The sequence below is a fragment of the Novosphingobium sp. Chol11 genome, from assembly GCF_945870625.1.
Taxonomy (GTDB): Bacteria; Pseudomonadota; Alphaproteobacteria; order Sphingomonadales; family Sphingomonadaceae; genus Novosphingobium.
Window position 1 is genome coordinate 1 of record NZ_CAMBTS010000017.1, and the last position, 22,680, is coordinate 22,680.

A 22,680-nucleotide genomic window follows, 5' to 3' on the forward strand; every position below is an offset into this window, starting at 1 on the left:
GCGTGGCGGGCGAATTCGATGCGGGCGATGGCGCGGGCGTGCACTTCGTCCGGGCCATCGGCGAGGCGCAAGGTGCGCTGATGGGCATAAGCATTGGCAAGGCCGAAATCATCGGACACGCCGCCGCCGCCGTGCGCCTGGATCGCATCATCGATGATGCGCAGCGCCATGTTCGGCGCTTGCACCTTGATCATCGCGATTTCGAGCGCGGCGGCCTTGTTGCCCACCTTGTCCATCATGTCGGCGGCTTTGAGGCAGAGCAGGCGGGTCATCTCGATGTCGATGCGCGCGCGGGCGATGCGCTCTTCCCACACCGATTGCTCCGAAATCCGCTTGCCGAAGGCGACGCGCGACTGGAGGCGCTTGGCCATCTTCGAGATGGCTTCTTCGGCAACGCCGATGGTGCGCATGCAGTGGTGGATGCGGCCAGGTCCGAGGCGGCCTTGCGCGATTTCGAACCCGCGTCCTTCGCCCAGCAGGACGTTTTCTGCTGGAACGCGCACGTTTTCGAGCAGGACTTCCATGTGGCCGTGCGGCGCATCGTCATAGCCGAACACCGGCAGGTGGCGCAGGATGTTGACGCCGGGCGCGTCCATCGGGACCAGAACCTGCGACTGCTGCTGGTGGCGCTTGGCCTCGGTATCGGTCTTGCCCATCACGATGGCGATCTTGCAGCGCGGATCGCCGAGGCCCGAAGACCACCACTTGCGCCCGTTGATCACCAGTTCATCGCCATCCCGTGTCATCGAGGTTTCGATGTTGGTGGCGTCCGACGAAGCGACGAGAGGCTCGGTCATCAGGAAGGCGGAGCGGATCTCGCCGTTCATCAGCGGGCGCAGCCAGCGCTCTTTCTGCGCGGCGGTGCCATAGCGGTGGAACACTTCCATGTTGCCGGTATCGGGCGCGGAGCAATTGAACACTTCGCTGGCCCAGTTGATCCGGCCCATTTCTTCGGCGCAGAGCGCGTATTCCAGATTGGTGAGCCCGGGGCCTTCGAACTCGAAGGTTTCATCGACATGGTGATGCCCCGAATTGCGCGGCGGCATGAACAGGTTCCAGATGCCCTGCGCTTTGGCGCGGGCCTTTTCCTCTTCGACCACTTGCAGCACTTTCCAGCGATCGCCGGTGGCCTGCTCGGCCTTGTAATCCTTGTGGCGGGGGCGGACATGGGCCTCTATGAAATCGCGCACGCGGTTGCGCCAGAAGACCTGCTTTTCGTTCGGCTCGAAATCCATTGTTCTCTCCAAGAGCGCATCGGGAGCGCTGAAACCCGCGTTTTAATCTATCGGATAAATCGTGCGCGATGCCTGCCCCAAGATCAAGTGCCCGCAGCGTCCGCCGCCGCCTTCATGTCGCGCAAGGTGCTGAACAGATCGGGGGTAGCAGGATCCCAGCTATGGCGCGGACCCAGCGTCATCCCGCCATCGACGATCAGCGAGGTGCCGTTCACGAAGCTGGCGGCCTCGCTGCACAGGAATAGCACGGCCTCGGCGATATCATTGGATTGCCCGCCGCGCGCCACTGGCTGCGCGACCGCCGACAACATGGCGATGGCGCCTTTGGCCTGCGCCTCCAATTCGCCGCTCATTTCGAGATGGCGGGTGAAAATGTTGGTGTTGATGAAGCCCGGCTGCACCGCGTTGACCCGGATCTGGAACTTCGCAAGATCGGTGGCCGATGTCTTGGTAAGATGCAGCACGCCTGCCTTTGCCACGGCATAGGCGCTGGGCGAATAGCCGGGGCCGACGGCGGCGATGCTGGACGTATTGACGATGGCGGCCCCGGCGCGGCCCTTCATGTGGGGCGCGGCATAGCGGATGCCGAACGCGACCGAGCGCAGCAGCAGGTCCATCGTGCGGTCCCAACCGGCGGGCTCGATCTCGTCAATCGGGGCGGAATCGCCGCCCGCGCCGGCATTGTTGAACAGCGCGTCGATGCCGCCGGTCTCGGCGGCGGCACGGTCCATCAGCGCCTTGATGTCCTCACAATTGGTGACGTCGCAGCGCACGCAGGTGACGCTGCCGTTCGAGAGGGCGGCGGTCTCGGCCATGCCAGTCTCGTCGATATCGGCGGCGTAGACATTTGCGCCTTCAGCCGCGAACAACAGCACGGCGGCGCGCCCGATGCCCGATGCCGCGCCGGTGATGACGGCTGTCTTTCCTTCGAATCGCATCTGGCCTCTCCTGCAGCAAGTCTGAGGGCTATGTTTTTCCGCGTGATGGGGCGCGGCACCGCGCGCGTCAATGCACAACGCGTTGACGCTACGGCAGCCCGCCCTGCCCAAACGCCGAGAAATCGGCGCTTGCCAGAGCATCGCGACTCGCCTTAACCTTGCGATTAAATGGAGAGAGGATTGCCCCCGATGTCTGATCTTGAAGCCTTCCGCAGCGAGCTGCGCAGCTGGATTGACGCAAACTGCCCCGCCGAAATGCGCGAGCCGGTGCGCGATGAGGATGACATCTGCTGGGGCGGGCGCAACTTCACATTCAAGAACGACGCGCAGAAGGCATGGCTCGATGCCTGCATCGCCAAGGGCTATACCGTGCCCGATTGGCCCAAGGCTTATGGCGGTGCGGGCATGAGCCCGGCGGAGGCCAAAGTGTGGCGCGAGGAGTTGTCGCGGATCGGTGCGCGGCCGCCGCTCTCCAGCTTCGGCATCTGGATGCTGGGCCCGGCGCTGCTCAAGTTTGGCACCGAGGCGCAGAAGGTGCACTATCTGGGCGAGATTGCGCGCGGCGAAATCCGCTGGTGCCAGGGTTATTCGGAGCCGGGCTCAGGCTCTGACCTTGTCAGCTTGCAGACCTACGGCGAGGAAGTCATTGATCCGGTGGGGGGCGATCACTGGGTGGTCAATGGCCAGAAGATCTGGACCTCGTATGCCGACAAGGCCGACTGGATTTTCTGCCTCGTCCGCACCGACAAGGCCAACAAGTATCAGGGTATCAGCTTCCTGCTGTTCGACATGACCACGCCGGGGGTGACGACCAAGCCGATCCTGCTGATCAGCGGCAATTCGCCGTTCTGCGAGACCTTTTTCGACAACGTCAAGGTGCCGAAGGTGCAGATCGTTGGCGAGGTCAATCGCGGCTGGGATGTGGCCAAGTATCTGCTCGGCCACGAGCGCGAGATGATTTCGGGCGCGGGCGGCGGCGACCGTGCCACCACGATCGGCGCGGCGCTCTCGCGCAACGGCCTTGCGGAGCCGATGCTGCGCGCGCAACTGGCGATGTTCGATGTCGATGCGCTGGCTTATGCGGCGATGGGTGAGAAGTTCCTCGATGAAGCCAAAGTGGGCCGAGGCCATCCGGCGCAGTCCAACATGATGAAATATGCCGGGACCGAACTCAACAAGCGCCGCCACGAGCTGTTCATGAATGCAGGCGGCAGCAATGCGCTGGAATGGGAGAGCGAGGAAAGCCGGGGCGGCGGCACCGCGCGCGGCTGGCTGCGCACCAAGGCCAACTCGATCGAGGGCGGCACCAGCGAGGTGATGCTCAACGTTGTGGCCAAGCGCATCCTCGATCTGCCTGGCGCTTAAACCCTTAACTTTGCTCGGCAATCTTCCCGAAAACGGGAAGGGGAGAGAACCAATGCCATTGTTTCACACCGAAGATCAGGCCATGCTGGCTGCGTCCGTCGCGGGCTTCATGGCCGACGAAGGCAACATCAAAAAGCAGCTGCGCAGCTTGCGCGCAAGCAATTGCCAGGATGGCTTTGCCCACGCGCTGTGGAAGCAGTTTGCCGAACTGGGCCTCACCGGCATGCTGGCCAGCGAAGCCGATGGCGGGCTGGCGATGGGCCATGTCGAGGCCGGGATCGTGCTGGCCGAGATTGGCCGCAATCTGACGCCTTCGCCGTTTCTCACCACATCGGTGATGGGTGTCACCGCGCTGGCGGGCGGTTCTGATGATCTGCGCGGACGTTGGCTACCCGGCGTGATCGCGGGCGATACGGTGCTCGCCATGGCCATCGACGAAGGCCCCAAGCACCGCCCCCAGAGCATCGCCGTGCGCGCCGAGCGCGCGGGCAACGGCTTTCGCCTCTCGGGCAAGAAGCAGTTCGTGGTGCAGGGTGCTTCAGCGGATGCGATCATTGTTGCCGCGCGCACCGCAGGCCGTGATGACGATGCCGACGGCGTAACGCTGTTTGCCGTGCCCCGCGATGCCGCCGGGATCGGCCATAATGCGGTGCGCCTGCTCGATTCGTCGATGGCGAGCCATGTCACGTTCGACAATGTCGAGCTTGATGGCGACTGTGTGATCGGGGATGTCGATGGCGGGCGCGCGCTTTTGAACAGTGTGCTCAATGCCGGGCGCAGCGGCGCGGCGGCCGAGCAGACCGGGGTTGCCTCGGGCGCATTCGACATGACGACGGCCTACCTCAAGACCCGCAAGCAGTTCGGCAAGCTGATCGGAGAATTTCAGGCGCTGCAGCACCGCGCGGCGCACCTCTATTCCGAGCTTGAGATCGCGCACGCGGTGGTGATCAAGGCGCAGCAATTGCTCGATGGCGGTTCGGATCGCGCCGAGTTGATGGTCGCGGCGGCCAAGGCCAAGGCCGGGCAGGTGTGCAATCTGACCGTGCGCGAAAGCGTGCAGATGCACGGCGGCGTAGGCATGACCGATGAATACGACATCGGCCTTTACATGAAGCGCGACCGCGCACTCGCCGAATTCATGGGCGACCAGTTTTATCACACTGAGCGCGTGGCGCAGCTCAGTGGCTATTGAGGAATAAGCGCATGGATTTTTCCAAACTGTTCAGTCTTGAAGGCCGCGTGGCGGTGGTGACGGGCGGATCGCGCGGCATTGGCCGGATGATTGCTGAAGGCTATCTCGCGGCCGGCTGCGAGCGGGTGTACATCACCGCGCGCAAGGCCGCGGTGGTCGAGGAAACCGCCGCAGAACTGGGCGAGCGGTGCATTGCGCTGCCGGGCGATATATCGTCTGCCGCCGGGATTGAGGCGCTGGTCGAGGATTTGAGCCAGCGCGAAAGCAAGCTCGACATCCTCGTCAACAATGCCGGTGTGGCATGGGGCGCAGAGTTTGAGGATTTCCCCGAGATCGGCTGGGACAAGGTGATGAACCTCAATGTCAAAACGCCGTTTTTCCTGACGCAGAAGCTGCACGGCCTGCTGAAGGCGGCCGCGACCGAGCACCCGGCCAAGGTCATCAACATCGCCTCGATTGACGGGCTGCGGATCAATGCCTGGGAAACCTATAGCTATCAGGCTTCGAAAGCGGCGCTGGTCCAGCTGACGCGGCGCATGGCGGCGCGTCTGATCCGCGACAATATCGTGGTCAGCGCGCTCTGCCCGGGCGCGTTTGCCTCGGAAATGAACAAGGCCGCCGCGCTCAATCCCGAAGCATCGGCGCGCGGCATTCCGGCCAAACGGATCGGCAATCTGGAAGACATGGCAGGCGGCGCGATCTACCTCGCCAGCCGCGCGGGCGATTATTTCGTCGGCTCGGCGCTTCCGATCGACGGCGGCATCGTCAACGGCTGGATTTCAGAAGACCCGGTCGATCCCAGCGGTCACTGAGCGGCAGCGGCGCGGCGCGAATCGGGGGCGCAGCTGTTCACCCTCGCGTCAGTTCGCGGACGAAATCGATCAGCCCGGTCTGGCGGGTGCGGCGCATGCGTTCGGCGTTCAGGATTTCGTGCACTTTGGCAAAGCACACCTCGACGTCGTCGTTGATCACGACGTAGTCGTAGCCATCCCAGTGGCTGATTTCGGCCTGGGCGCGGGCCATGCGGGCGGCGATGACTTCGGCGCTGTCGGTGCCTCGGCCGATCAGGCGGTTGCTGAGTTCGGCAAGGCTGGGCGGCAGGATGAATACGCGCACCACATCGCGCTCGGCCTTTTGATAGAGCTGCTGCGTGCCCTGCCAATCGATGTCGAACAGGAAGTCCTGCCCCGCTTTCAGCCCCGCGCGGATCGCGCCCTTGGGCGTGCCATAGCTATGGCCGAACACATGCGCCCATTCGTAAAACTCGCCTGCCTCGACCATGCGATCAAATTCGGCTTGCGTTACAAAGTGATAGTCTTTGCCATCGACCTCGCCGCTGCGCATCGGGCGGGTGGTGGCGGAGACCGATACGGCCAGTTCCATGTCTGCCGCGAGCAGCATGCGCGCGATCGTGGTCTTGCCCGCGCCCGATGGCGAGGAGAGGATGAACATCAGACCCCGGCGGTGGAGCGTGTCGTCTTGAGCAGTTTGGACCATGCACGCTGATGCCGCAAAGCGCGGCAAATCGTCAAGCGCTGTGCATCGAGGCGAGAATTTACAGCAATAGCGCCGGGATAGCGCCGCCTTAGCGCTGTTTCTTGGCAGTCGACGCGTTGAAGTCGGGATCTTTGTTCGCCACCCAATCGACGAACTTGCGCACCGACTCGTTGGCCAGCAGGCCGGCGACATCCATGCCGTGGCGTTGCAATTCCGAATTGGTGAAATTGGCGATCAGCGTTTGCTGGCAGATCGGATGCATGGGCACGACCTCGCGCCCGCCCCGGCTTTTGGGCACGGGATGGTGCCAGACGATGGTTTTGCCCGTTGGCCGCCCGCAAAGCCAGCAGGCCGGGACAACGACCGGCGCTTCCTCCGCATCGGCAGCATCCTCGTAGGGGCCATGTCTGGAATGCTTGCGGGCCATGCCTGTGCCTATTTCTTCCGGGCCGCCTTGGCGCGCCGCCGGTCGTAGAGCGATTTGGCGAGCATCGCGCCGCTGACGGCGATGGCCCCCGGCACCGAGCGGGTGGCGATGCGCAGCGCCGCCAGCTTGATCAGCCGCGCGGCGATGCCGCTGCCGATGCCCCCGGCAATGTTTTTGACCGGGCCATTGCCGGGTAGCGCCCGTTCAACCCCGCGCCGCAGAATGGTCTCGCCCGCGTGCATTGCGATATCGGCCAGGATGATATCGGCCACGGCGGAAACCGGCTCCGCATCGGGCGCGGCGTCGGCTTTCGCTTTTGCTGCTGTTTTCTTGAAAAGGGCCATCATCAACCTCGCGTTTGCAGGGCGCGTCCGCAGGACTGCGCCGACGCCCGCGCGCCAATCACTTCTTGCGAAACGTTCACTTCTTGCGAAAATCGACGGTCACCACATTGGTTCCATCGTCGCTGTCGGATGTGCGGCTCTCGCCTGGCGCATCATCGCCTGGCGAATCGTTTTGTGCATCATCGGGGTGAACATCTTCCTCGATGTCGCCAGCGGCCTGAAATTGCAGGCCGAAATCGACCGCCGGATCGACAAATGCGGTAATCGCGCTGAACGGAATGATCAGGGTCGAGGGAATCTGGTTGAAGCTAAGCCCAACGGTAAAGCCCTGATCGCTCACCTTGAGATCCCAGAACTTGTTCTGGATGACGATCGTCATTTCGTCGGGAAACCGCTCTCTCAGCCGCTGCGGGATCGAAACCCCGGGGGCTCCGGTCTTGAACGTGATGTAGAAATGATGGTTCCCTGGCAGAAAACCACCAGCGGCCTCAACCTGACCGAGCACACGGCCGACCACCGCGCGCAGCGCCTCCTGCACAATTTCATCGTAGGGGATCATGCTGTCGGGCGTATCGGTCATGGCGCTACCGATGGCCTTGGCCCGCGCCGGGGTCAAGAGGGAGCGCGCAGGGGGCGGAGATTGATTCTGCGCCCAAGCGGCTTATAGCCAGCGCCATGCGCACCGGATCGATCGCCCGCACTACCCATGAAACCGCCATCAATGTTGCGGTCAATCTCGATGGCACGGGGGTTTATGATGTGTCGACCGGGATCGGTTTCCTCGATCACATGATCGAGCAGTTCAGCCGCCATTCGCTGATCGACGTGACCTGCCACGTGAAGGGCGACCTCCATGTCGACCAGCACCACACCACCGAAGACAGCGCGATTGCGCTGGGGCAGGCGATTGCGCAGGCGCTGGGCGACAAGAAGGGCATCACGCGGTACGGCACAGCCTATTCGCCGATGGACGAAGCGCTGGCGCGCGTGGCGCTCGATATCTCGGGCCGCCCGGTGCTGATTTGGAAAGCCGCTTTCACGCAGCCGCGCCTGGGCGAGATGGATACCGAACTGTTCGAGCACTGGTTCCAGTCGGTGGCGCAGGCCGCGGGCATCACGCTGCACATCGAATGCCTTTACGGGCAGAACAATCATCACATCATCGAAGGCATTTTCAAGGGCTTTGCCCGGGCGATGCGCGCAGCGGTGGAGATCGACCCCCGCAAGGGCGATGCCGTGCCATCGACCAAGGGCATTCTGGGTGGCTGAGGTCATTACGCTGGTCGATTATGGCGCAGGCAATCTGCGTTCGGTCGCCAATGCGCTGAAAGCTGCCGGGGCCGAGGGGGTCTGCGTTACCGCCGACCCGGCGGTGGTGCGCGCGGCGGATCGGATCGTGTTGCCCGGTGTCGGCGCATTTCGCGCCTGCGCCGAAGCCTTGCGCGCTGTGCCGGGGTTGGTCGAGGCGATGACCGAGCGGGTGCAAGTGGGCGCGGCGCCGTTTCTGGGGATTTGCGTGGGCATGCAATTGCTCGCCGAGCGCAGCATCGAATTCGGCGAATGCACTGGCCTTGGCTGGATCGGCGGCGAGTTGCGCGAGATCGAACGCACCGATCCCGCCATTAAAGTTCCGCACATGGGCTGGAACGATGTTGCGCCCTCGCGCCATCACAGCTTGATCGTCCCTGGCGAGGCCTATTTCCTGCACTCGTTTCACTTCGCCGCCAGCGATCCCGCGACTGTTGCCGCCATGACCGATCATGGCGGCGGGTTGGTCGCGGCGGTGGCGCAGGATACCGTGCTGGGGGTGCAGTTTCACCCCGAAAAGAGCCAAGATTACGGGATTGCGCTGCTGGCGCGATTTCTGGAGTGGAAGCCATGATTGTTTTTCCCGCCATTGATCTCAAGGCCGGACAGGTTGTTCGCTTGGCCGAAGGCGATATGTCGCGCGCGACCGTTTATGGCGACGACCCGGCAGCGCAGGCGATGCTGTTTGCCGAGGCGGGCTCGCAGTATCTCCACGTCGTCGATCTGGACGGGGCGTTCGCGGGGGAAGCGGTGAACCGCGCGGCGGTCGAGGGCATCCTCAAGGTGTTTCCGGGCCACGTGCAATTAGGCGGCGGCATCCGCAATTCCATCGCGGTCGATGGCTGGTTCGATCTGGGCGTGGCGCGGGTGGTGATCGGCACGGCGGCGCTGAAGGACCCAGAGTTCGTGAAGGACATGGCACGCGCCTATCCCGGCGGGATCGTCGTCGCGGTCGATGCGCGGGACGGCATGGTCGCGACCGAGGGCTGGGCGGAAGTCTCCAACGTTTCGATTGCCGACATGGCGCGGCGGTTTGAAGACGCGGGCGTGGCCTCGATCCTGTTTACCGACGTGGGGCGCGACGGACTGCTGAAGGGCTGCAATATCGACGCGACGCTTGATCTGGCGCGCGCGACGCGGCTGCCGGTGATTGCCAGCGGCGGGGTGAAGGGCATCGACGATATCCGCATGCTCAAAATTCATGAGAGCGACGGGATCGAGGGCGTGATTACGGGGCGGGCACTGTTTGAGGGGCGGCTCGATCTGGCGGCCGCGATTGCGGTGGCGGAGGCGTGATCATTCTCCTCGACATCTTAGCTACCGCGGTGTGGCTATGGCTCGCCATACGCGCTCTGTTGTCAGGCGAGGTAGCGCCTCTCGGTCCGCTCTTCGGCACTTTCCGCAAGGCACAGAACCCGGCTCAGTATTGTTTGTCCGTCCTGCTATGTGCCGCTCTGGCAGCGTTATTCGCTTCAATCCTTCTGAGGGATCTGCGCCGGTGACCGTCCGCATCCGCGTTATTCCCTGCCTTGATGTGCGCGATGGGCGCGTGGTGAAGGGCGTGAACTTTGTCGATCTGCGCGATGCGGGCGATCCAGTCGAGCAGGCGCGGGCCTATGACAAGGCGGGCGCGGACGAGCTGTGTTTCCTCGATATCTCGGCGACGCATGAGGGGCGCGGGACTTTGCTCGATGTCGTCGCGCGCACTGCCGAAGTGTGCTTCATGCCGTTGACGGTGGGCGGCGGGGTGCGGACGCCTGAGGATGCGCGGGCGCTATTGCTGGCAGGCGCGGACAAGGTCGCGGTCAATTCGGCGGCAGTCGCGCGGCCCGAACTGGTGCGCGATATTGCCGAGAAGTTTGGTGCGCAGTGCGTCGTCGGCTCGGTCGATGCGCGGGCGACGGGGCCGGGCCGGTGGGAGATTTTCACCCACGGCGGGCGCAAGGCGACCGGCATCGATGCGCTGTCGCATGCCGAAAACCTGGCGCGGCTGGGCGCGGGCGAATTGCTGGTCACTTCGATGGACGGCGACGGCACCCGGGCGGGCTATGATCTGGCATTGACCCGCGCGATTGCCGATGCGGTGTCGGTGCCAGTGATCGCCAGCGGCGGGGTGGGCAGCCTCGATCATCTGGTCGAGGGGGTGACGCAGGGCCACGCCAGCGCGGTGCTCGCGGCCTCGATCTTTCACTTTGGCCATCACAGCGTGGCCGAGGCGCATGCGGCGCTGCGCGCGGCGGGGTTGCCCGCGAGGAGCTGAAATCGTCGGCGCGCTTTACATGCGCGGGTGAGCGGCGGCTGGCGTTAACTATTGGGCCCGCCGGTCCCCCGCGCATGCAGCAGCGGTGGCACAAGGTTTGCATTAACTTTTGCATGGTCAGGCCTCCCCATTTCCTCGCGCACAGCCTGTTGGCTGGTGCGGCGCTGGTGCTTGTTCCGATTGGTGCCGCCTGCGCGCAGGCTGGCGATACGTCGGTGCCGGAACCGAACAACATCATCCTGTTTGCGATCGGGGTGCTCGGCCTCATCCTCGGGCGGCGCAACGGGCGGCGCAGAGACTAAATGGCCTGATTGATTGGCTTGACCGGGGCGCGGCGGCGCGCCATTCGTGGCCCCGTAATGAACCATGCTGCGATCCTCGCCCGCCTCGAAGCGCTGATCGCAGAGCGCCGCCTTGGCGATCCGGCGGCCAGCTATGTCGCCAAGCTGCATGCGCGCGGCGTGCCCAAGATCGCGCAGAAAGTGGGCGAGGAAGCCACCGAAGTGGTGATCGCCGCGCTTACCGGCACGGCGCAAGACCTGACCGGCGAAGCGGCCGATCTGGTGTTCCATCTGCTGGTGCTGCTGGGCGCGAAGGGGGTGACCATGGCCGATGTGCTGGGCGAGCTGGAACGCCGCGAAGGCACCTCGGGGATTGCGGAAAAAGCCAGCAGGAGCGCCTGACATGCCGGTCGATGCCACACAGCCTTATGATGACGAAAACGTGTTCGCCAAGATCTTGCGCGGCGAGATTCCGTGCAGGAAAGTGCGCGAGGACGAATGGAGCCTTGCGTTTCACGACATCAATCCGCAGTCGCCGACGCATATTCTGGTGATCCCCAAGGGCGCTTATGTCAGCTGGGACGATTTTTCGGCGAAGGCGACACCGGCCGAGATTACAGGCTTCGTCCGCGCGGTTGGCGCGGTGGCGCGCGAGGCGGGGCTGGTGGCGCCGGGATATCGCCTGCTGGCCAACACCGGCACGAACAGCCATCAGGAAGTGCCGCATCTGCACGTGCATATCTTTGCAGGGCGGGCGCTGGGGCCTTTGCTAGCTTGAAACGCGGGCTTCCGCACTATGGTTAACAAAACCGCCGGTTCGGCTTGCCCTTCGACTCGCCGGTGCGCTAACAGCGGCGCACGTTATGACCTTGCCCGAGCCTCCTTCTGGCCGCTTTGACGGTTCATGCCACCTGTTTGCGGTGCGCGTGTATTTTGAGGACACCGATCTTTCGGGCGTGGTCTACCATGCCAATTACTTGCGCTGGTTCGAACGCGCGCGCGCGGACATGCTGCGGCTGCTGGGCATCGAGCAACGCGCGGCGCATGATGCTGGCGAGGGCGCTTATACCGTTGCCGACCTTGCCTTGCGCTATGCCCGCCCGGCGCGGCTGGACGATGCGGTGGTGCTCCGCAGCATTGTGACCGCCATCAGCCCGGCGACCTGCCGCATGGTCCAGCGCGCGCTGCGCGGGGGCGAATTGTTGTGCGAGGCGCAGCTCAGGATCGCGTTTGTCGCGCCGAATGGCCGCCCGCGCCGCCAGCCGGCCAGCTGGCTTGCCGCGATTGCTCCGATTGTTTTCCCCCACTTTCCTGATGAAAGTTGTGTTTCCGCATGATGATCCCGCTTCTTGCCGTGGCCGGTGCCAGCGCCAGTGCCATTACCGATGCCGGCATGCCAACCCGGCTCAATCCGATCGAGCTGTTCCTCAATGCCGATGTGGTGGTGCGGGTGGTGATGGGCGCGCTGGTGCTTGCCTCGGTCTGGACCTGGACGATCGTGGTAGGTTTCTGGCTCAAGATGGGCAGCGTGCGCCGCGCCTGCGACAGGTATGAAGATGGCTTTTGGGAGGCGCGCGATGTCGATGCGTTTCACAAGGAGCAGGGCAAGAAGGACATCCCCAGCGCGCGCATCGTGACCGCCGCGCTGGCCGAATGGCGGCGCTCGACCGCAGGCAAGACCATCGACCGCGAAGGCACGCGCCAGCGGCTGAGCAGCGCGATGGAAAGCGCAGTGACGAGCGAAACCGAACGGCTGGCCAACCGGCTCAATTTCCTCGCCACGGTGGGCGCGGTGGCGCCGTTCGTGGGGCTGTTCGGCACCGTCTGGGGCATCATGGGACGCTTTTTCAGCATCGGTGCGCAGGCCAATTCCTCGCTCGCGGTGGTGGCCCCCGGCATTTCCGAGGCGCTGTTTGCCACCGCCATCGGCCTGTTTGCCGCGATCCCGGCGGTGATTGCCTACAACCGCTTTTCGCACCGGGTGAACCGGTTTGAAGCGCGCCTGTTTCGCTTTGCCGATCGCTTTCATGCGACCTTGAGCCGCGAGCTGGAGGTATGATGGGCGCGAGTGTCAGCCGCAGGCGGCGAGGGCGCGAGGGTAATGCGCCGATGTCGGAGATCAACGTAACGCCGCTGGTCGATGTCATGCTGGTGCTGCTGATTATTTTCATGGTGACTGCGCCGATGCTGAGCGCCGGGGTGCCGATCGATCTGCCCGACAGCCAGGCCGAGGCGCTGAAGCAGGAGGCGGACCAGATCACCGTGAGCATGGACGGCGAGGGGCGGTTGTTTCTGGATGATCAGGAGCTGGCCCCGGGCGAGCTGGGCGACCGGCTGGCGGGGCTGAGCCGGGGCGCGAGCCCGCCGCTCGTTACCCTGCGCGCCGACAGGGGACTGGATTATGGCCGGGTGATCGCGGTGATGGGCGCGCTCAATGCTGCCGGGTTCAAATCGATCTCGCTGGTCACCAACGGTTCAGCCACGGCCCCATAATCGGATGGCCCATAGCCCCATGGTGATCCGCGAAACCGCTGCCTCTGGTCTGACCCGTGAAGAAGCGCTGGCGCTGGTCATCGCGCTTGCCGCGCATGCCGGGCTGATCGCCGCGCTGACGCTGGCCCCGCCGGGCCGCACGGTGCCGCCGCTGCCCGAACGAATGACGGTGACCGTGTCGGATGTGATTGCGGAGCGTTCGGCTACGACCGAGCCCGACGCGCAGGCCGCCCCCGATGTTGCACCCGAACTGGGCGAGGCCCAGCCCCAGCCCCAGCCCCAGACTGTGCCCGAACCCGAGCCAGCACCTGCGCCACAAGTAACCCCGCCTAAGCCGTCGCCGCCGCTTCCCCAGCCTTTACCCAAGCCAATTCCGCGCCCGCAGCCGCCCCGCGTGCAGCCGCAGCCCGCGCCGCCGAAGACCACCATCAAAATGCCGCCCGCCAAAACCCCGTCCGCCAAGGCAGCGCCGGCCAAAACGCCTGCTGCCAAAGCGCCGCCGGCGAGGCCGACCGACGACCGCCCCAGCCGCGCCGCCAAAACGCCAGCCGGGGGCAGCCGCATCGGCGATGACTTCCTCAAGGGCGTGCGCGGCGCAACCGACCCCGGCACCGCGCGCACGCCGCCGGCAGAAACAATGAGTCCCCAGATAGCGGCATCATTGAATTCCGAAGTTCAACGACAGATAAGAAGCCGTGGCCAGTGGCAAGTTCCGCAGGGAGTGGACACCGATAAGCTAATAACCTTGGTGACTTTTCGATTGGCTCAAGATGGAAGTTTAGATGGCCAACCAACTGCTCGCACGATCGGCATAAATAATTCGAATCAGGCTCAAGTAAAACAACATAAGGAACGTGCTATTCGTGCGGTTCGTCTCACAGTACCGTTTCAGCTTCCCGCCAAATTCTACGATGGCTGGAAGGAAATCCAAGCAAAATTTGATCGGAAGTTGGCCCTATGACCCGCACATTTTTAGCAATTGGTTTGGCTCTGTTTGCTGCGCCTGCTTTCGCAAGCTCGCTGCTGCCCCAAAATGAGAGCCAGTCCCCCTCCGATGCAACAGCGCCCGATTCCCCGCAAACCGGTCCTGTTGCTGCCGGGTCCGGGCCGCTTCAGGTCACCGTTTCCGACGAAAGCGAATGGCAGGATCTGGGCATCGCGATCCCCGCGTTCCCCACCAATACCGTGGTCAGCACGGCGGCGGAGGGCGGCAACACTGAGGCGCTGGGCAAGAATGTGGCGCGCGTGGTGTTCAACGATCTCAAGAACAACGGCCTGTTCAAGCCGGTCGGCCCCGATGCGCTGCCCGGCATCGGCTATGGCGAAGTGGCCGCGCCGGCCTTTGGCGGATGGCGCGCGCGGTCGACTGAGATGCTGGTGCACGGCTTTGTCAAAGGCGGCGAGGATGGGCGGCTGACGGTCGGTTGCTATCTCTATGACGTGGCGCTGGGCAGCGAGCTGGCGCGGCAGGGCTATGTGGTGAAGCCCGAGGAATGGCGGCGCGCGGCGCACAAATGCGCTGACATGGTCTATGCGCGGCTATCGGGCGAAAACCCGTTCTTCGATAGCAAGATCGCCTATATCGCCGAAACCGGGCCCAAGGGCCGCCGCCGCAAGCAGCTGGCGATCATGGATTCGGACGGGGCCAATCACCGCTTCATCACCAGCGGGCAGGCCACCGCGCTCACCCCGCGCTACTCGCCCAATTATAGCCGGATCGTTTATCTCAGCTATGTGAGCGGCAACCCGCGCATCTATATCTACGACATCGGCACCGGCCGTCAGCAACTGGTCACCGAGGGCAAAGGGCCGACATTCGCGCCGCGCTGGTCGCTCGATGGCCAGTCGATCCTCTATTCGATGGCGATCGCGGGCAACACCGACATTTACCGCGTTTCGGCAGAGGGCGGCCCTTCCACCAAGCTGACCGATTCGCCGGGCATCGATGTCGGCGGCAGCTATTCGCCCGATGGATCGAAGATCGTGTTCGAAAGCGACCGTTCGGGCAGCCAGCAGGTCTATGTGATGAACGCCGACGGATCGAACCAGCGGCGGATCAGCTTTGCCGGGGGCCGCGCCGCCACGCCCGAATGGAGCCCGCGCGGCGATCAGATCGCGTTTACCCACATGGGCGGCAACTTCCGCATCGCGGTGATGAGCCCGGGCGGCGGCAATATGCGTTTCCTGACAGATAGTTGGCAGGATGAGGCGCCGACCTGGGCCCCGAACGGGCGCATCGTGCAATTTTTCCGCACCGCGCGGGGCAGCGGCCGGACTTCGATCTGGCAGGTCGATCTGACCGGGCGCAACGAGCGGCGGCTGAACACGCCGGTCGATGCCTCCGATCCGGCATGGGGGCCAGTTCTGCCCTGAATTGGACCATTCTGGCCTGCTCCGGGCCAGACCCGCGTGCGAATCCGATTGCGATTTCGCTGCACGCAAGGCACGTTATCAACAAAGTCCTGCTGCAACCTTGTCCCCGCCGGAGTGAACCGCATGTCCATCAGAATCGCCCCCGTGTCGCTGATCGCCCTCAGCCTTGCTCTGGCCGCTTGCGCGAGCACGCCCAAGGATCTGCCGCCGCCCCCGCAGCCCAGCACCAGCACCAACAGCGCGATGTCAAGCCAGCCGACCGGCCCGGTTCCGGGCAGCCAGGCCGATTTCCTCGCCTCGGTGCAGAGCGACACCATCCTGTTCGATACGGATCGCTATAATGTCGATGCGCGCGATCAGGGCGTGCTGCAAAGCCAGGCGCAGTGGCTTGCGCGCTATCCCGCCAAGGCGATCAGCATCGAAGGGCACTGCGACGAGCGCGGCACGCGCGATTACAACATCGCGCTGGGCGAACGGCGCGCCAACGCGGCCAAGAACTATCTGGTCAGCCTCGGCATCGATGCCTCGCGCATCACCACGGTCAGCTATGGCAAGGAGCGCCCGATTGCGCTTGGCTCGGACGAGGACAGCTGGGCGCAGAATCGCCGCGCGGTGACGGTGACCGTTCAATAAGCTACCGCCCGTCAGGCATCTGGTCTGCAAGCGGCGGCTGTGGCATGATGCCATGCTTCCAATTTCGGGAGCCGCTTGAAAGTTCGCATGGCACGGCAAGGTAGATCGGCAGACTGGGGCTTTCCGCGTTGGCGCGGCTATGGCGCGAGCAGCGAGGCGGCCACCGTGCGGCTGTGCGACCGGCATGGCTGCGATGCCAAGGGCGATTGCCCCGCGCCGAAATCGCCGAACAACCCGGACCGTTGGTATTTCTGCGAGCGCCATGCCGCCGAGTACAATTCCGGCTGGAACTACTTCGAAGGGCTCGACAAGGAAGAAGCCGAACTGCGCGAGAAGGCGGAGCGCGGCGATACCGAAGGCTACCGCGAGGCGGCCTGGGCGGCCTGGGGCGGACCGGGCGACGGCACCCGCAGCCGCGACGAAATGCGCGCGCTGGAGGCCTTGGGGCTGGAAAGCGACGCCGATTTCGAAGCGGTGCGCAAGGCCTGGCGCACGCGCGCCAAGGAAGTCCACCCCGATTTGCGCCCCGGCGACAAGGCGGCGGCGGCAGAGTTTCTGAAACTGCAGACGGCTTATGAAGTGCTGCGCGCTGCTGAAGATCGGCGGGCGTGGAAGGGTTGAGTTAGGCGGTCAGTTCTTCACCGAGCAGATCACCCAACCGTGCCGCATCAGGAAAACCTTCGGCGACCCAACGGCTTTCCACCGCGCGCAGGATGCGCGCCACATCCGGCCCGGCGCTGATGCCGCGCGCCACGATTGCGCCGCCTTTGAGCGGGAAGCGCGGAACCTCCCAGCCTGCCAGCGGCGCTAGATCGCCTCCAGCGATGAGCAACCGGTCGCTCGCGGCTTCCCGGCCGACCTGATACGCCAGCGCGCGCGCGTTTGCGTCTGGTTCGGCGCGCACGACCGCCAGCGCCAGCCGCTTGCGCTGGTTGATCGAGAGCCGCAGCCGCGCACCGACCAGCCCGGCGAGGTCAGGATCGGGCGGCAGCATCGCGGCGAGGCGGCGCAGCGCATCGGGCGCGGCCGCTGCGCGCTGTTCGGCGGCGATGAGCGCAGGCAGGGGCGCGGGGTCCGCCTCGGGCAGGATCTGCGCGAGCACGCCAAGCTGCGCCATGCGCTGCGCGGTGGCGGCTGGATCTGGCAAACCGAGCAGATTGAGCAGTTCCCAGCCGATCCGCTCGCGTGAGAGGCCCTTCATGCCGGGGGCGAGCCGCGCGCAGGCGGCTTCTGCCTCGGCATCGGCAGGCAGCGAGCCAAACCGCGCCTGAAAGCGGAAATAGCGCAGGATGCGCAAGTAATCCTCGGCGATGCGCGCTTCCGCTGCGCCGATAAAGCGCACCCGCCGCGCCGTCAGATCGGCAAGGCCGCCGAAGTAATCATGGATGGATAGATCGCGCGGATCGGCAGAAAGCGCGTTGATCGTGAAGTCGCGCCGCGCGGCGTCCTCTTGCCAGTCGCTCGAAAAGGCGACGGTGGCGTGGCGGCCATCGGTGGAAACGTCGCGGCGCAAGGTGGTGATTTCCGCCGGGCCGCCCGCGATCACGGCGGTGATCGTGCCGTGGGCAAGACCGGTGGGCACCGCCTTGATCCCCGCCGCTTTCAGCCGTGCGAGCACCTCGTCGGGCAAAAGCTGGGTCGCGATGTCGATATCCGCGACGGTCAGCCCCAGCAAGGTATCGCGCACTGCGCCGCCGACATAGCGGCACAGGCCCTGGCTCTCAGGATCGAGCGCGGCGATCAGCGCGGCCAGATCGGCGCGCTGCGTCCAGTCGGCGGCGGGCAGGCGTTCAGCCATGGTAGCCCAGCCGCTGGGTCAGGTTGGCGATGATCCCGGCGGTGACGCCCCAGACGCGGTGCTCGCGCCACAGGATTTCGATGTAGCTGCCTTTGCGGCCATTCCATTCGCCGCTGTGGCTTGTCTGGTTGGCCGGATCGAGCAGAAAGCCGAGCGGCGGCTCGAACCACGCGGCGACTTCGGCCGGATTGGGCCGCAGCGCCAAGTCATCGGGCACAACCGCCAGCACCGGGGTGATCAGATAGCCGGTGCCGGTGCGATACTCGTCGGTCGCGCCGATCACGCGCACATCGGCGGCATCGATGCCCAGTTCCTCGTTCGCTTCGCGCAGTGCGGCCTCAATCGGAGTTTCGCCGGGATCGATCTTGCCGCCCGGAAACGCCGCCTGCCCCGGATGCGCGCGCATGTGCGAGGGGCGGTGGATCATCAGCACGCCGGGGCCATCGGCATGGGCCCTGCGGTCGGTCACCGCGATCAGCACGGCGGCGGCGCGCATCGCCGTGCCCGCCGCCGCGCGCCAGTCCTCGTAAACCGGTGCGGCCGGGGCGCGGTGGCCTTCCTCGAACAGCGTGGTAAGGCGCGCCAGCAGCGGCGAGTTCATGCGGGAGGCACCATCATGCGGGCGGCACCAGCGCAAAACGTTGCCCCAGGCTTTCCACCGCCAGCGCATCGGGAGCGGACACGGCGAGCGCATGATCGATAAGCTGGCCATATGTGCTGCGATTGAGCCGCGCCTCGGCCCCATGGCGCACCGCCAGATAGAAGGCGGGCTGATCGGCGCTGCCGCCGACGCGCAAGCGATGATCCGGCCCGAGCAGCAGCAGATCATCGGTGTTGAGCTGAAACGCCAGAACCGGCGCGCCGCGCTCATCGGTGCGCGCTTCCATGTCGATGGCGATGAAGGCGGCATCGTCGACCGCGATTGTCAGCCGCTCGGCCGGCGTGACCAGCCAGTGCTGCCCCGCCGCATCGCGCATGATGAGCCGGGCAAAGGCGCGGACCATCGCCGGGCGGGTGATCCGCCCGCCTTGATGAAACCACGCGCCATCGGCGGCAATGCGCATCTCGCTGTCGCCGGTGCGCTGGGGCGCCCATTTTTCGAGCGGCGGCTGATCGCGCCCGTCAGCCAGAGCGGTCAGCTCGGCGAGCGAGAGCGAGGCGAGGGCAGGAGGCGGTTCGTAGGGCACGGCAAACGCGATGCCAGATCAGGTCACTTGCGCCAAGGGCCCAGCATGCCTTCTGGCGGAAGCAATTCCGGAACAGCGGTGCGGCAGAGCAGACGGTGCGGCTCGAACGGGCCGGGAAGCTGCCATCCGCCGGTATGCGCCGCGCTGAAGCCAAAGAAGCGCTCGTAATATTCCGGATCGCCGATCAGCACTTGCGGCAGCGGCGCGCGCGGATCGATCGCGGTGAGGCTGGCGGTCATCAGCGCCTTGCCGTAGCCTTCGCCGTGGAGCGCAGGCAGCACCGCGACCGGCCCGACCATGATCATCGGATAGGCGCGGCCTGCTGAATGGCCATTGCCCGGCGCGGTGAGCGCGATGGGCCAGCACTGGATCGTGCCAACGAGCATCTGATCCTCGTCCAGCACTGCAAACGAAAGCGCGGCGAGGCATTCCATCCCCTCGCGCACTTTGTATGCGGTGCGCCCCCGGCGCGCTGGTTCGAACGCTGCATCGAGCAGTTCTTCGACCAAGGCAGGATCGACATCGGCAATCGGAATGATCGTGGCCAAGATGGAGCGCTTTCTGATGAGGTGACCGTGCGGATAGCGGCGCGGCCTCCGCCCGGCAAGCCGCACGAAGGCTTGCGCGGCAGCCGCTCTGCCCGAGGGGTGATTGCACTTTTTGCATGCGAGAGAGGAACAATCGCACTGGCAGTCAGTTTGGTGAAGTTCTAGCCCAGTGGCGGACGAATGTGAGTCGTCCCCCAGTTTGGAGCACGCCGGTGATATTCGGTCTTGACGCACTTACTTTGGCGCGGATGCAGTTTGCTTTCACGGTGAGCTTTCATTTCGTCTTTCCGTCGATCTCGATCGGACTGGCGAGTTATCTGGCGGTGCTTGAGGGGCTCTGGCTCAAGACTGGCAAGGAACTGTACCTCGACTTGTTTCGCTATTGGCTGAAGATCTTCTCGGTCACGTTCGCGATGGGCGTGGTTTCGGGGCTGGTCATGTCATACCAGTTCGGCACCAACTGGTCGGTTTTTTCCGACAAGGTGGGCGGCGTGATCGGGCCGTTGATGGCTTACGAAGTGCTCACCGCGTTCTTTCTGGAGGCGGGCTTTCTGGGCGTCATGCTGTTCGGCATGGGCAAAGTGGGGCGCGGTCCGCACTATGCCGCGACCTTGATGGTGGCGCTGGGCACGTTCGTCTCGGCATTCTGGATCATCTCGGTCAATTCGTGGATGCAGACGCCGACCGGCTTTGAAATCGCCCCCAATGGCCAATTCGTGCCGGGGCCAAGCTGGCTGGCGATCATTTTCAACCCCAGCTTTCCTTACCGCCTCGTCCACACAGTGATCGCGGCTTATCTCACCACCGCGTTTGTGGTGGGCGCGGTGGGCGCGTGGCACTTGCTCAAGGACAGCACGAAGCCGCATGCGCGGAAGATGTTTTCGATGGCGATGTGGATGGCGGCGATCGTCGCGCCGATCCAGATCATTGCCGGCGACGAGCACGGGCTCAATACGCTGGAGTATCAGCCGGCCAAAGTGATGGCGATGGAGGGGCATTTCCAATCACACCCCGAAGGCGCGCCGCTCTATCTGTTCGGCATTCCCAACGACAAGACCCAGCAGCTCGATTATGCCATCGGCATTCCCAAGGCATCGAGCCTCATCCTCAAGCACGACATGAACGCGCCGTTGAAGGGGCTCGACACCATCGCGCCCGACAAGCGCCCGCCCGTCGCCATCGTGTTCTGGTCGTTCCGGATCATGGTCGGCATTGGCATGGCGATGCTGGGCCTCGGCATCTGGAGCCTGATCGCGCGGGCCAACAAGGCGCTTTACACGTGGCGCTGGCTGCACCGCGCCGCGTTGGTGATGGGGCCGTCGGGCATCATCGCGGTGATCGCCGGCTGGTGCACCACCGAAGTCGGCCGCCAGCCCTACACCGTCTATGGCCTGCTCACCACCGCGCAGAGCGCTAGCCCGATTGCTGCGCCTGCGGTCGCTGCCTCATTGGTCGCGTTCGTGCTGGTCTATTGCGCGGTGTTCGGCGTTGGTATCTGGTACTTGCTCAAACTGATGGCCACCGCGCCGCATCCGCACGAAGGCGGGCTTGAGGAACTGGGCGAAGCGCCGGTGCGCGCCGCCGGGATCACCCCCGGCCCGGCGCAGGGCAATGCGGAGATCGGCACCATGCCGCAAGGGCATGTGGCATGATCATGGGCGCGGACCTCACCACGATCTGGGCGTTCATCATTGCCTTTGCGGTGCTGATGTATGTGGTGATGGATGGTTTCGACCTGGGCATCGGCATCCTGTTTCCGTTCTATCGCCCCGGCGAGGAGCGCGATCAGGCGATGAACTCCATCGCGCCGGTATGGGATGGCAACGAGACCTGGCTGGTGCTGGGCGGCGGCGGGCTGTTTGCCGCGTTTCCGCTCGCTTATGCGATCATCCTGCCCGCGACCTATCCGCTGATCATGGCGATGATGCTGGGCCTCGTCTTTCGCGGTGTTGCGTTCGAGTTTCGTTGGCGCGACCCCAGCCACCGTGCATTCTGGGACATGGCGTTCTTCGGCGGATCGCTGGTCGCAGCATTTTCGCAAGGCGTGGTTCTGGGCGCTTTGCTGCAGGGCATCCATGTCGTTGGCCGCGCCTATGATGGCGACTGGCTGAGCTGGCTCTCGCCCTATTCGTTGATGACCGGCGTGTGTGTGGTTTGCGGCTATGCGCTGCTCGGCGCGTGCTATCTGGCGCTGAAGACAGAGGGCAGCGCCGAGACTCGCGCCTATGGCCACGCCCGCCTCGCCGCGCTGACCACGCTGGCGCTGATGGCGGCGGTCAGCCTCGCCACGCCGTTTCTCGCCGCGCAGTATTTCCAGCGCTGGTTTGCCGCGCCGCTGCTGTGGTATCTTTTGCCTGTGCCTGCTGTCACCGGGCTGGTCGCGGTGCTGCTGCTCAAGGGGCTGAGCGAGCGGCGTGCGGCGCGTTCGTTCTTGCTGGCGCTGGCATTGTTCGTGCTCGGCGCGATTGGCCTTGGCGTCTCGATGTGGCCCTATGTCGTGCCGCAATCGGTGACCATCTGGGAGGCCGCCGCGCCCGAACGCAGCCAGATGTTCATGCTGATCGGGGTTGCTTTGGTGATGCCGCTGATCCTTGCCTACACCGGCTGGGCCTATTGGGTATTTCGCGGGAAAGTGGGCACGCATGGCTATCATTGACCCGCAGCTGAGCGGCGCCGAACGCGCCGAAGCCACCCCGCTGTGGCGGCGGCTGGCGTGGATGGCCGCGATCTGGGCAATGAGCATCGCGGTGCTGGGCGCGGTGGCGATGGTGATCAAGGTTTGGTTGAAGGGGTGACCCCAG

At 64.7% G+C, this 22,680-nt stretch carries 30 protein-coding genes; 20 read left to right on the top strand and 10 right to left on the bottom strand.

Annotation, left to right across the window (positions count from 1 at the left end):
- A partial coding sequence (locus tag Q0O40_RS04855; RefSeq protein ID WP_295526926.1) for an acyl-CoA dehydrogenase family protein occupies window positions 1–1,235 on the bottom strand: 1,235 nt, incomplete at its 3' end.
- Between the two features lie 83 nt (window positions 1,236–1,318).
- Entirely contained in the window at window positions 1,319–2,173 is an 855-nt protein-coding gene (locus Q0O40_RS04860) for an SDR family NAD(P)-dependent oxidoreductase (protein ID WP_295526929.1), read from the bottom strand.
- A 189-nt stretch (window positions 2,174–2,362) separates the two neighbouring features.
- Here Q0O40_RS04860 and Q0O40_RS04865 point away from each other — a divergent pair, with 189 nt between their 5' ends.
- Genes Q0O40_RS04865 through Q0O40_RS04875 form a run of 3 tightly spaced genes read left to right on the top strand, consistent with a single transcriptional unit; the run spans window position 2,363 to window position 5,542 of the window.
- A complete protein-coding gene (locus Q0O40_RS04865) occupies window positions 2,363–3,538 on the top strand; it encodes an acyl-CoA dehydrogenase family protein (RefSeq protein WP_295526932.1) in 1,176 nt (391 codons plus the stop codon).
- Window positions 3,539–3,590: 52 nt separating this feature from the next.
- Window positions 3,591–4,730: an acyl-CoA dehydrogenase family protein gene (locus Q0O40_RS04870; RefSeq protein WP_295526936.1), complete on the top strand. Its 1,140-nt coding sequence runs from the start codon at window positions 3,591–3,593 to the stop codon at window positions 4,728–4,730.
- 11 nt (window positions 4,731–4,741) lie between these two features.
- Window positions 4,742–5,542 carry an SDR family NAD(P)-dependent oxidoreductase gene (locus tag Q0O40_RS04875; protein WP_295526939.1) on the top strand — a complete coding sequence of 267 codons (801 nt, stop codon included), beginning with the start codon at window positions 4,742–4,744 and terminating at the stop codon, window positions 5,540–5,542.
- Window positions 5,543–5,579: 37 nt separating this feature from the next.
- Here Q0O40_RS04875 and gmk read toward each other — a convergent pair whose 3' ends face one another.
- From gmk to Q0O40_RS04895, 4 genes are all read right to left on the bottom strand, one after another.
- Window positions 5,580–6,227, bottom strand: coding sequence for a guanylate kinase (gmk, locus tag Q0O40_RS04880; RefSeq protein ID WP_295526942.1), 648 nt, complete (start codon window positions 6,225–6,227; stop codon window positions 5,580–5,582).
- Window positions 6,228–6,315: 88 nt separating this feature from the next.
- The gene (locus Q0O40_RS04885) at window positions 6,316–6,654 is read right to left on the bottom strand and encodes a hypothetical protein (protein ID WP_295526944.1); all 339 of its coding nucleotides are present in this window, start codon (window positions 6,652–6,654) and stop codon (window positions 6,316–6,318) included.
- An 8-nt stretch (window positions 6,655–6,662) separates the two neighbouring features.
- Window positions 6,663–7,001 (bottom strand): hypothetical protein, encoded by a 339-nt coding sequence (locus Q0O40_RS04890; protein WP_295526947.1) that lies wholly within the window; start codon window positions 6,999–7,001, stop codon window positions 6,663–6,665.
- A gap of 73 nt (window positions 7,002–7,074) precedes the next feature.
- Window positions 7,075–7,578 (bottom strand): SspB family protein, encoded by a 504-nt coding sequence (locus Q0O40_RS04895; RefSeq protein WP_295526951.1) that lies wholly within the window; start codon window positions 7,576–7,578, stop codon window positions 7,075–7,077.
- Between the two features lie 95 nt (window positions 7,579–7,673).
- On the opposite strand from Q0O40_RS04895, the gene hisB reads away from it, so the two are divergent.
- The 14 genes from hisB (at window position 7,674) to Q0O40_RS04965 (ending at window position 16,967) form a co-directional block, all read left to right on the top strand.
- Window positions 7,674–8,267 carry an imidazoleglycerol-phosphate dehydratase HisB gene (hisB, locus tag Q0O40_RS04900; RefSeq protein ID WP_295526953.1) on the top strand — a complete coding sequence of 198 codons (594 nt, stop codon included), beginning with the start codon at window positions 7,674–7,676 and terminating at the stop codon, window positions 8,265–8,267.
- Window positions 8,260–8,880 carry an imidazole glycerol phosphate synthase subunit HisH gene (hisH, locus tag Q0O40_RS04905; protein WP_295526956.1) on the top strand — a complete coding sequence of 207 codons (621 nt, stop codon included), beginning with the start codon at window positions 8,260–8,262 and terminating at the stop codon, window positions 8,878–8,880. The genes hisB and hisH overlap by 8 nt, the downstream gene beginning before the upstream one ends.
- Window positions 8,877–9,602, top strand: coding sequence for a 1-(5-phosphoribosyl)-5-[(5-phosphoribosylamino)methylideneamino]imidazole-4-carboxamide isomerase (gene hisA, locus Q0O40_RS04910; RefSeq protein WP_295526959.1), 726 nt, complete (start codon window positions 8,877–8,879; stop codon window positions 9,600–9,602). The genes hisH and hisA overlap by 4 nt, the downstream gene beginning before the upstream one ends.
- Window positions 9,603–9,804: 202 nt before the next feature.
- A complete protein-coding gene (gene hisF, locus Q0O40_RS04915) occupies window positions 9,805–10,566 on the top strand; it encodes an imidazole glycerol phosphate synthase subunit HisF (RefSeq protein WP_295526962.1) in 762 nt (253 codons plus the stop codon).
- A 113-nt stretch (window positions 10,567–10,679) separates the two neighbouring features.
- A complete protein-coding gene (locus tag Q0O40_RS04920; RefSeq protein ID WP_295526964.1) occupies window positions 10,680–10,868 on the top strand; it encodes a PEP-CTERM sorting domain-containing protein in 189 nt (62 codons plus the stop codon).
- A 57-nt stretch (window positions 10,869–10,925) separates the two neighbouring features.
- Window positions 10,926–11,249, top strand: a complete 324-nt coding sequence (locus tag Q0O40_RS04925; protein WP_295526966.1) for a phosphoribosyl-ATP diphosphatase — start codon at window positions 10,926–10,928, stop codon at window positions 11,247–11,249.
- Between the two features lies 1 nt (window position 11,250).
- Window positions 11,251–11,625 carry a histidine triad nucleotide-binding protein gene (locus Q0O40_RS04930; RefSeq protein WP_295526968.1) on the top strand — a complete coding sequence of 125 codons (375 nt, stop codon included), beginning with the start codon at window positions 11,251–11,253 and terminating at the stop codon, window positions 11,623–11,625.
- 85 nt (window positions 11,626–11,710) lie between these two features.
- Complete coding sequence (locus Q0O40_RS04935; protein WP_295526971.1) at window positions 11,711–12,184, top strand: YbgC/FadM family acyl-CoA thioesterase; 474 nt, start codon at window positions 11,711–11,713, stop codon at window positions 12,182–12,184.
- The gene (gene tolQ, locus Q0O40_RS04940) at window positions 12,181–12,906 is read left to right on the top strand and encodes a protein TolQ (protein WP_295526974.1); all 726 of its coding nucleotides are present in this window, start codon (window positions 12,181–12,183) and stop codon (window positions 12,904–12,906) included. Before Q0O40_RS04935 ends, tolQ begins: the two co-directional genes overlap by 4 nt.
- A gap of 50 nt (window positions 12,907–12,956) precedes the next feature.
- Window positions 12,957–13,340: an ExbD/TolR family protein gene (locus Q0O40_RS04945; RefSeq protein WP_295526977.1), complete on the top strand. Its 384-nt coding sequence runs from the start codon at window positions 12,957–12,959 to the stop codon at window positions 13,338–13,340.
- A 19-nt stretch (window positions 13,341–13,359) separates the two neighbouring features.
- The gene (locus Q0O40_RS04950; RefSeq protein ID WP_295526980.1) at window positions 13,360–14,301 is read left to right on the top strand and encodes a hypothetical protein; all 942 of its coding nucleotides are present in this window, start codon (window positions 13,360–13,362) and stop codon (window positions 14,299–14,301) included.
- Window positions 14,298–15,713, top strand: a complete 1,416-nt coding sequence (gene tolB / locus Q0O40_RS04955; protein ID WP_295526983.1) for a Tol-Pal system beta propeller repeat protein TolB — start codon at window positions 14,298–14,300, stop codon at window positions 15,711–15,713. Before Q0O40_RS04950 ends, tolB begins: the two co-directional genes overlap by 4 nt.
- Before the next feature lie 123 nt (window positions 15,714–15,836).
- Window positions 15,837–16,346 (top strand): peptidoglycan-associated lipoprotein Pal, encoded by a 510-nt coding sequence (gene pal / locus Q0O40_RS04960; protein ID WP_295526986.1) that lies wholly within the window; start codon window positions 15,837–15,839, stop codon window positions 16,344–16,346.
- Between the two features lie 87 nt (window positions 16,347–16,433).
- Window positions 16,434–16,967: a J domain-containing protein gene (locus Q0O40_RS04965; protein WP_295526989.1), complete on the top strand. Its 534-nt coding sequence runs from the start codon at window positions 16,434–16,436 to the stop codon at window positions 16,965–16,967.
- A 1-nt stretch (window position 16,968) separates the two neighbouring features.
- On the opposite strand, the gene Q0O40_RS04970 is transcribed toward Q0O40_RS04965, so the two are convergent.
- The 4 genes from Q0O40_RS04970 to Q0O40_RS04985 are packed head-to-tail and all read right to left on the bottom strand — an operon-like array spanning window position 16,969 to window position 19,879.
- Window positions 16,969–18,144: a CCA tRNA nucleotidyltransferase gene (locus Q0O40_RS04970; protein ID WP_295526991.1), complete on the bottom strand. Its 1,176-nt coding sequence runs from the start codon at window positions 18,142–18,144 to the stop codon at window positions 16,969–16,971.
- On the bottom strand, window positions 18,137–18,745 hold the full coding sequence (locus tag Q0O40_RS04975; protein WP_295526993.1) for a CoA pyrophosphatase: 609 nt from the start codon (window positions 18,743–18,745) through the stop codon (window positions 18,137–18,139). Before Q0O40_RS04975 ends, Q0O40_RS04970 begins: the two co-directional genes overlap by 8 nt.
- A gap of 13 nt (window positions 18,746–18,758) precedes the next feature.
- On the bottom strand, window positions 18,759–19,331 hold the full coding sequence (locus tag Q0O40_RS04980; RefSeq protein WP_295526994.1) for a DUF1285 domain-containing protein: 573 nt from the start codon (window positions 19,329–19,331) through the stop codon (window positions 18,759–18,761).
- Between the two features lie 23 nt (window positions 19,332–19,354).
- Window positions 19,355–19,879 carry a GNAT family N-acetyltransferase gene (locus Q0O40_RS04985; protein ID WP_295526997.1) on the bottom strand — a complete coding sequence of 175 codons (525 nt, stop codon included), beginning with the start codon at window positions 19,877–19,879 and terminating at the stop codon, window positions 19,355–19,357.
- A gap of 212 nt (window positions 19,880–20,091) precedes the next feature.
- Between Q0O40_RS04985 and Q0O40_RS04990 the strand changes: the two genes are divergently transcribed.
- From Q0O40_RS04990 to Q0O40_RS05000, 3 genes are read left to right on the top strand one after another with little or no spacing between them, the layout of a single operon-like run.
- Complete coding sequence (locus tag Q0O40_RS04990) at window positions 20,092–21,531, top strand: cytochrome ubiquinol oxidase subunit I (protein WP_295526999.1); 1,440 nt, start codon at window positions 20,092–20,094, stop codon at window positions 21,529–21,531.
- A complete protein-coding gene (cydB, locus tag Q0O40_RS04995) occupies window positions 21,528–22,535 on the top strand; it encodes a cytochrome d ubiquinol oxidase subunit II (protein WP_295527001.1) in 1,008 nt (335 codons plus the stop codon). The genes Q0O40_RS04990 and cydB overlap by 4 nt, the downstream gene beginning before the upstream one ends.
- Window positions 22,522–22,674: a DUF2474 domain-containing protein gene (locus tag Q0O40_RS05000; RefSeq protein ID WP_295527004.1), complete on the top strand. Its 153-nt coding sequence runs from the start codon at window positions 22,522–22,524 to the stop codon at window positions 22,672–22,674. Before cydB ends, Q0O40_RS05000 begins: the two co-directional genes overlap by 14 nt.
- Window positions 22,675–22,680: the final 6 nt, after the last annotated feature.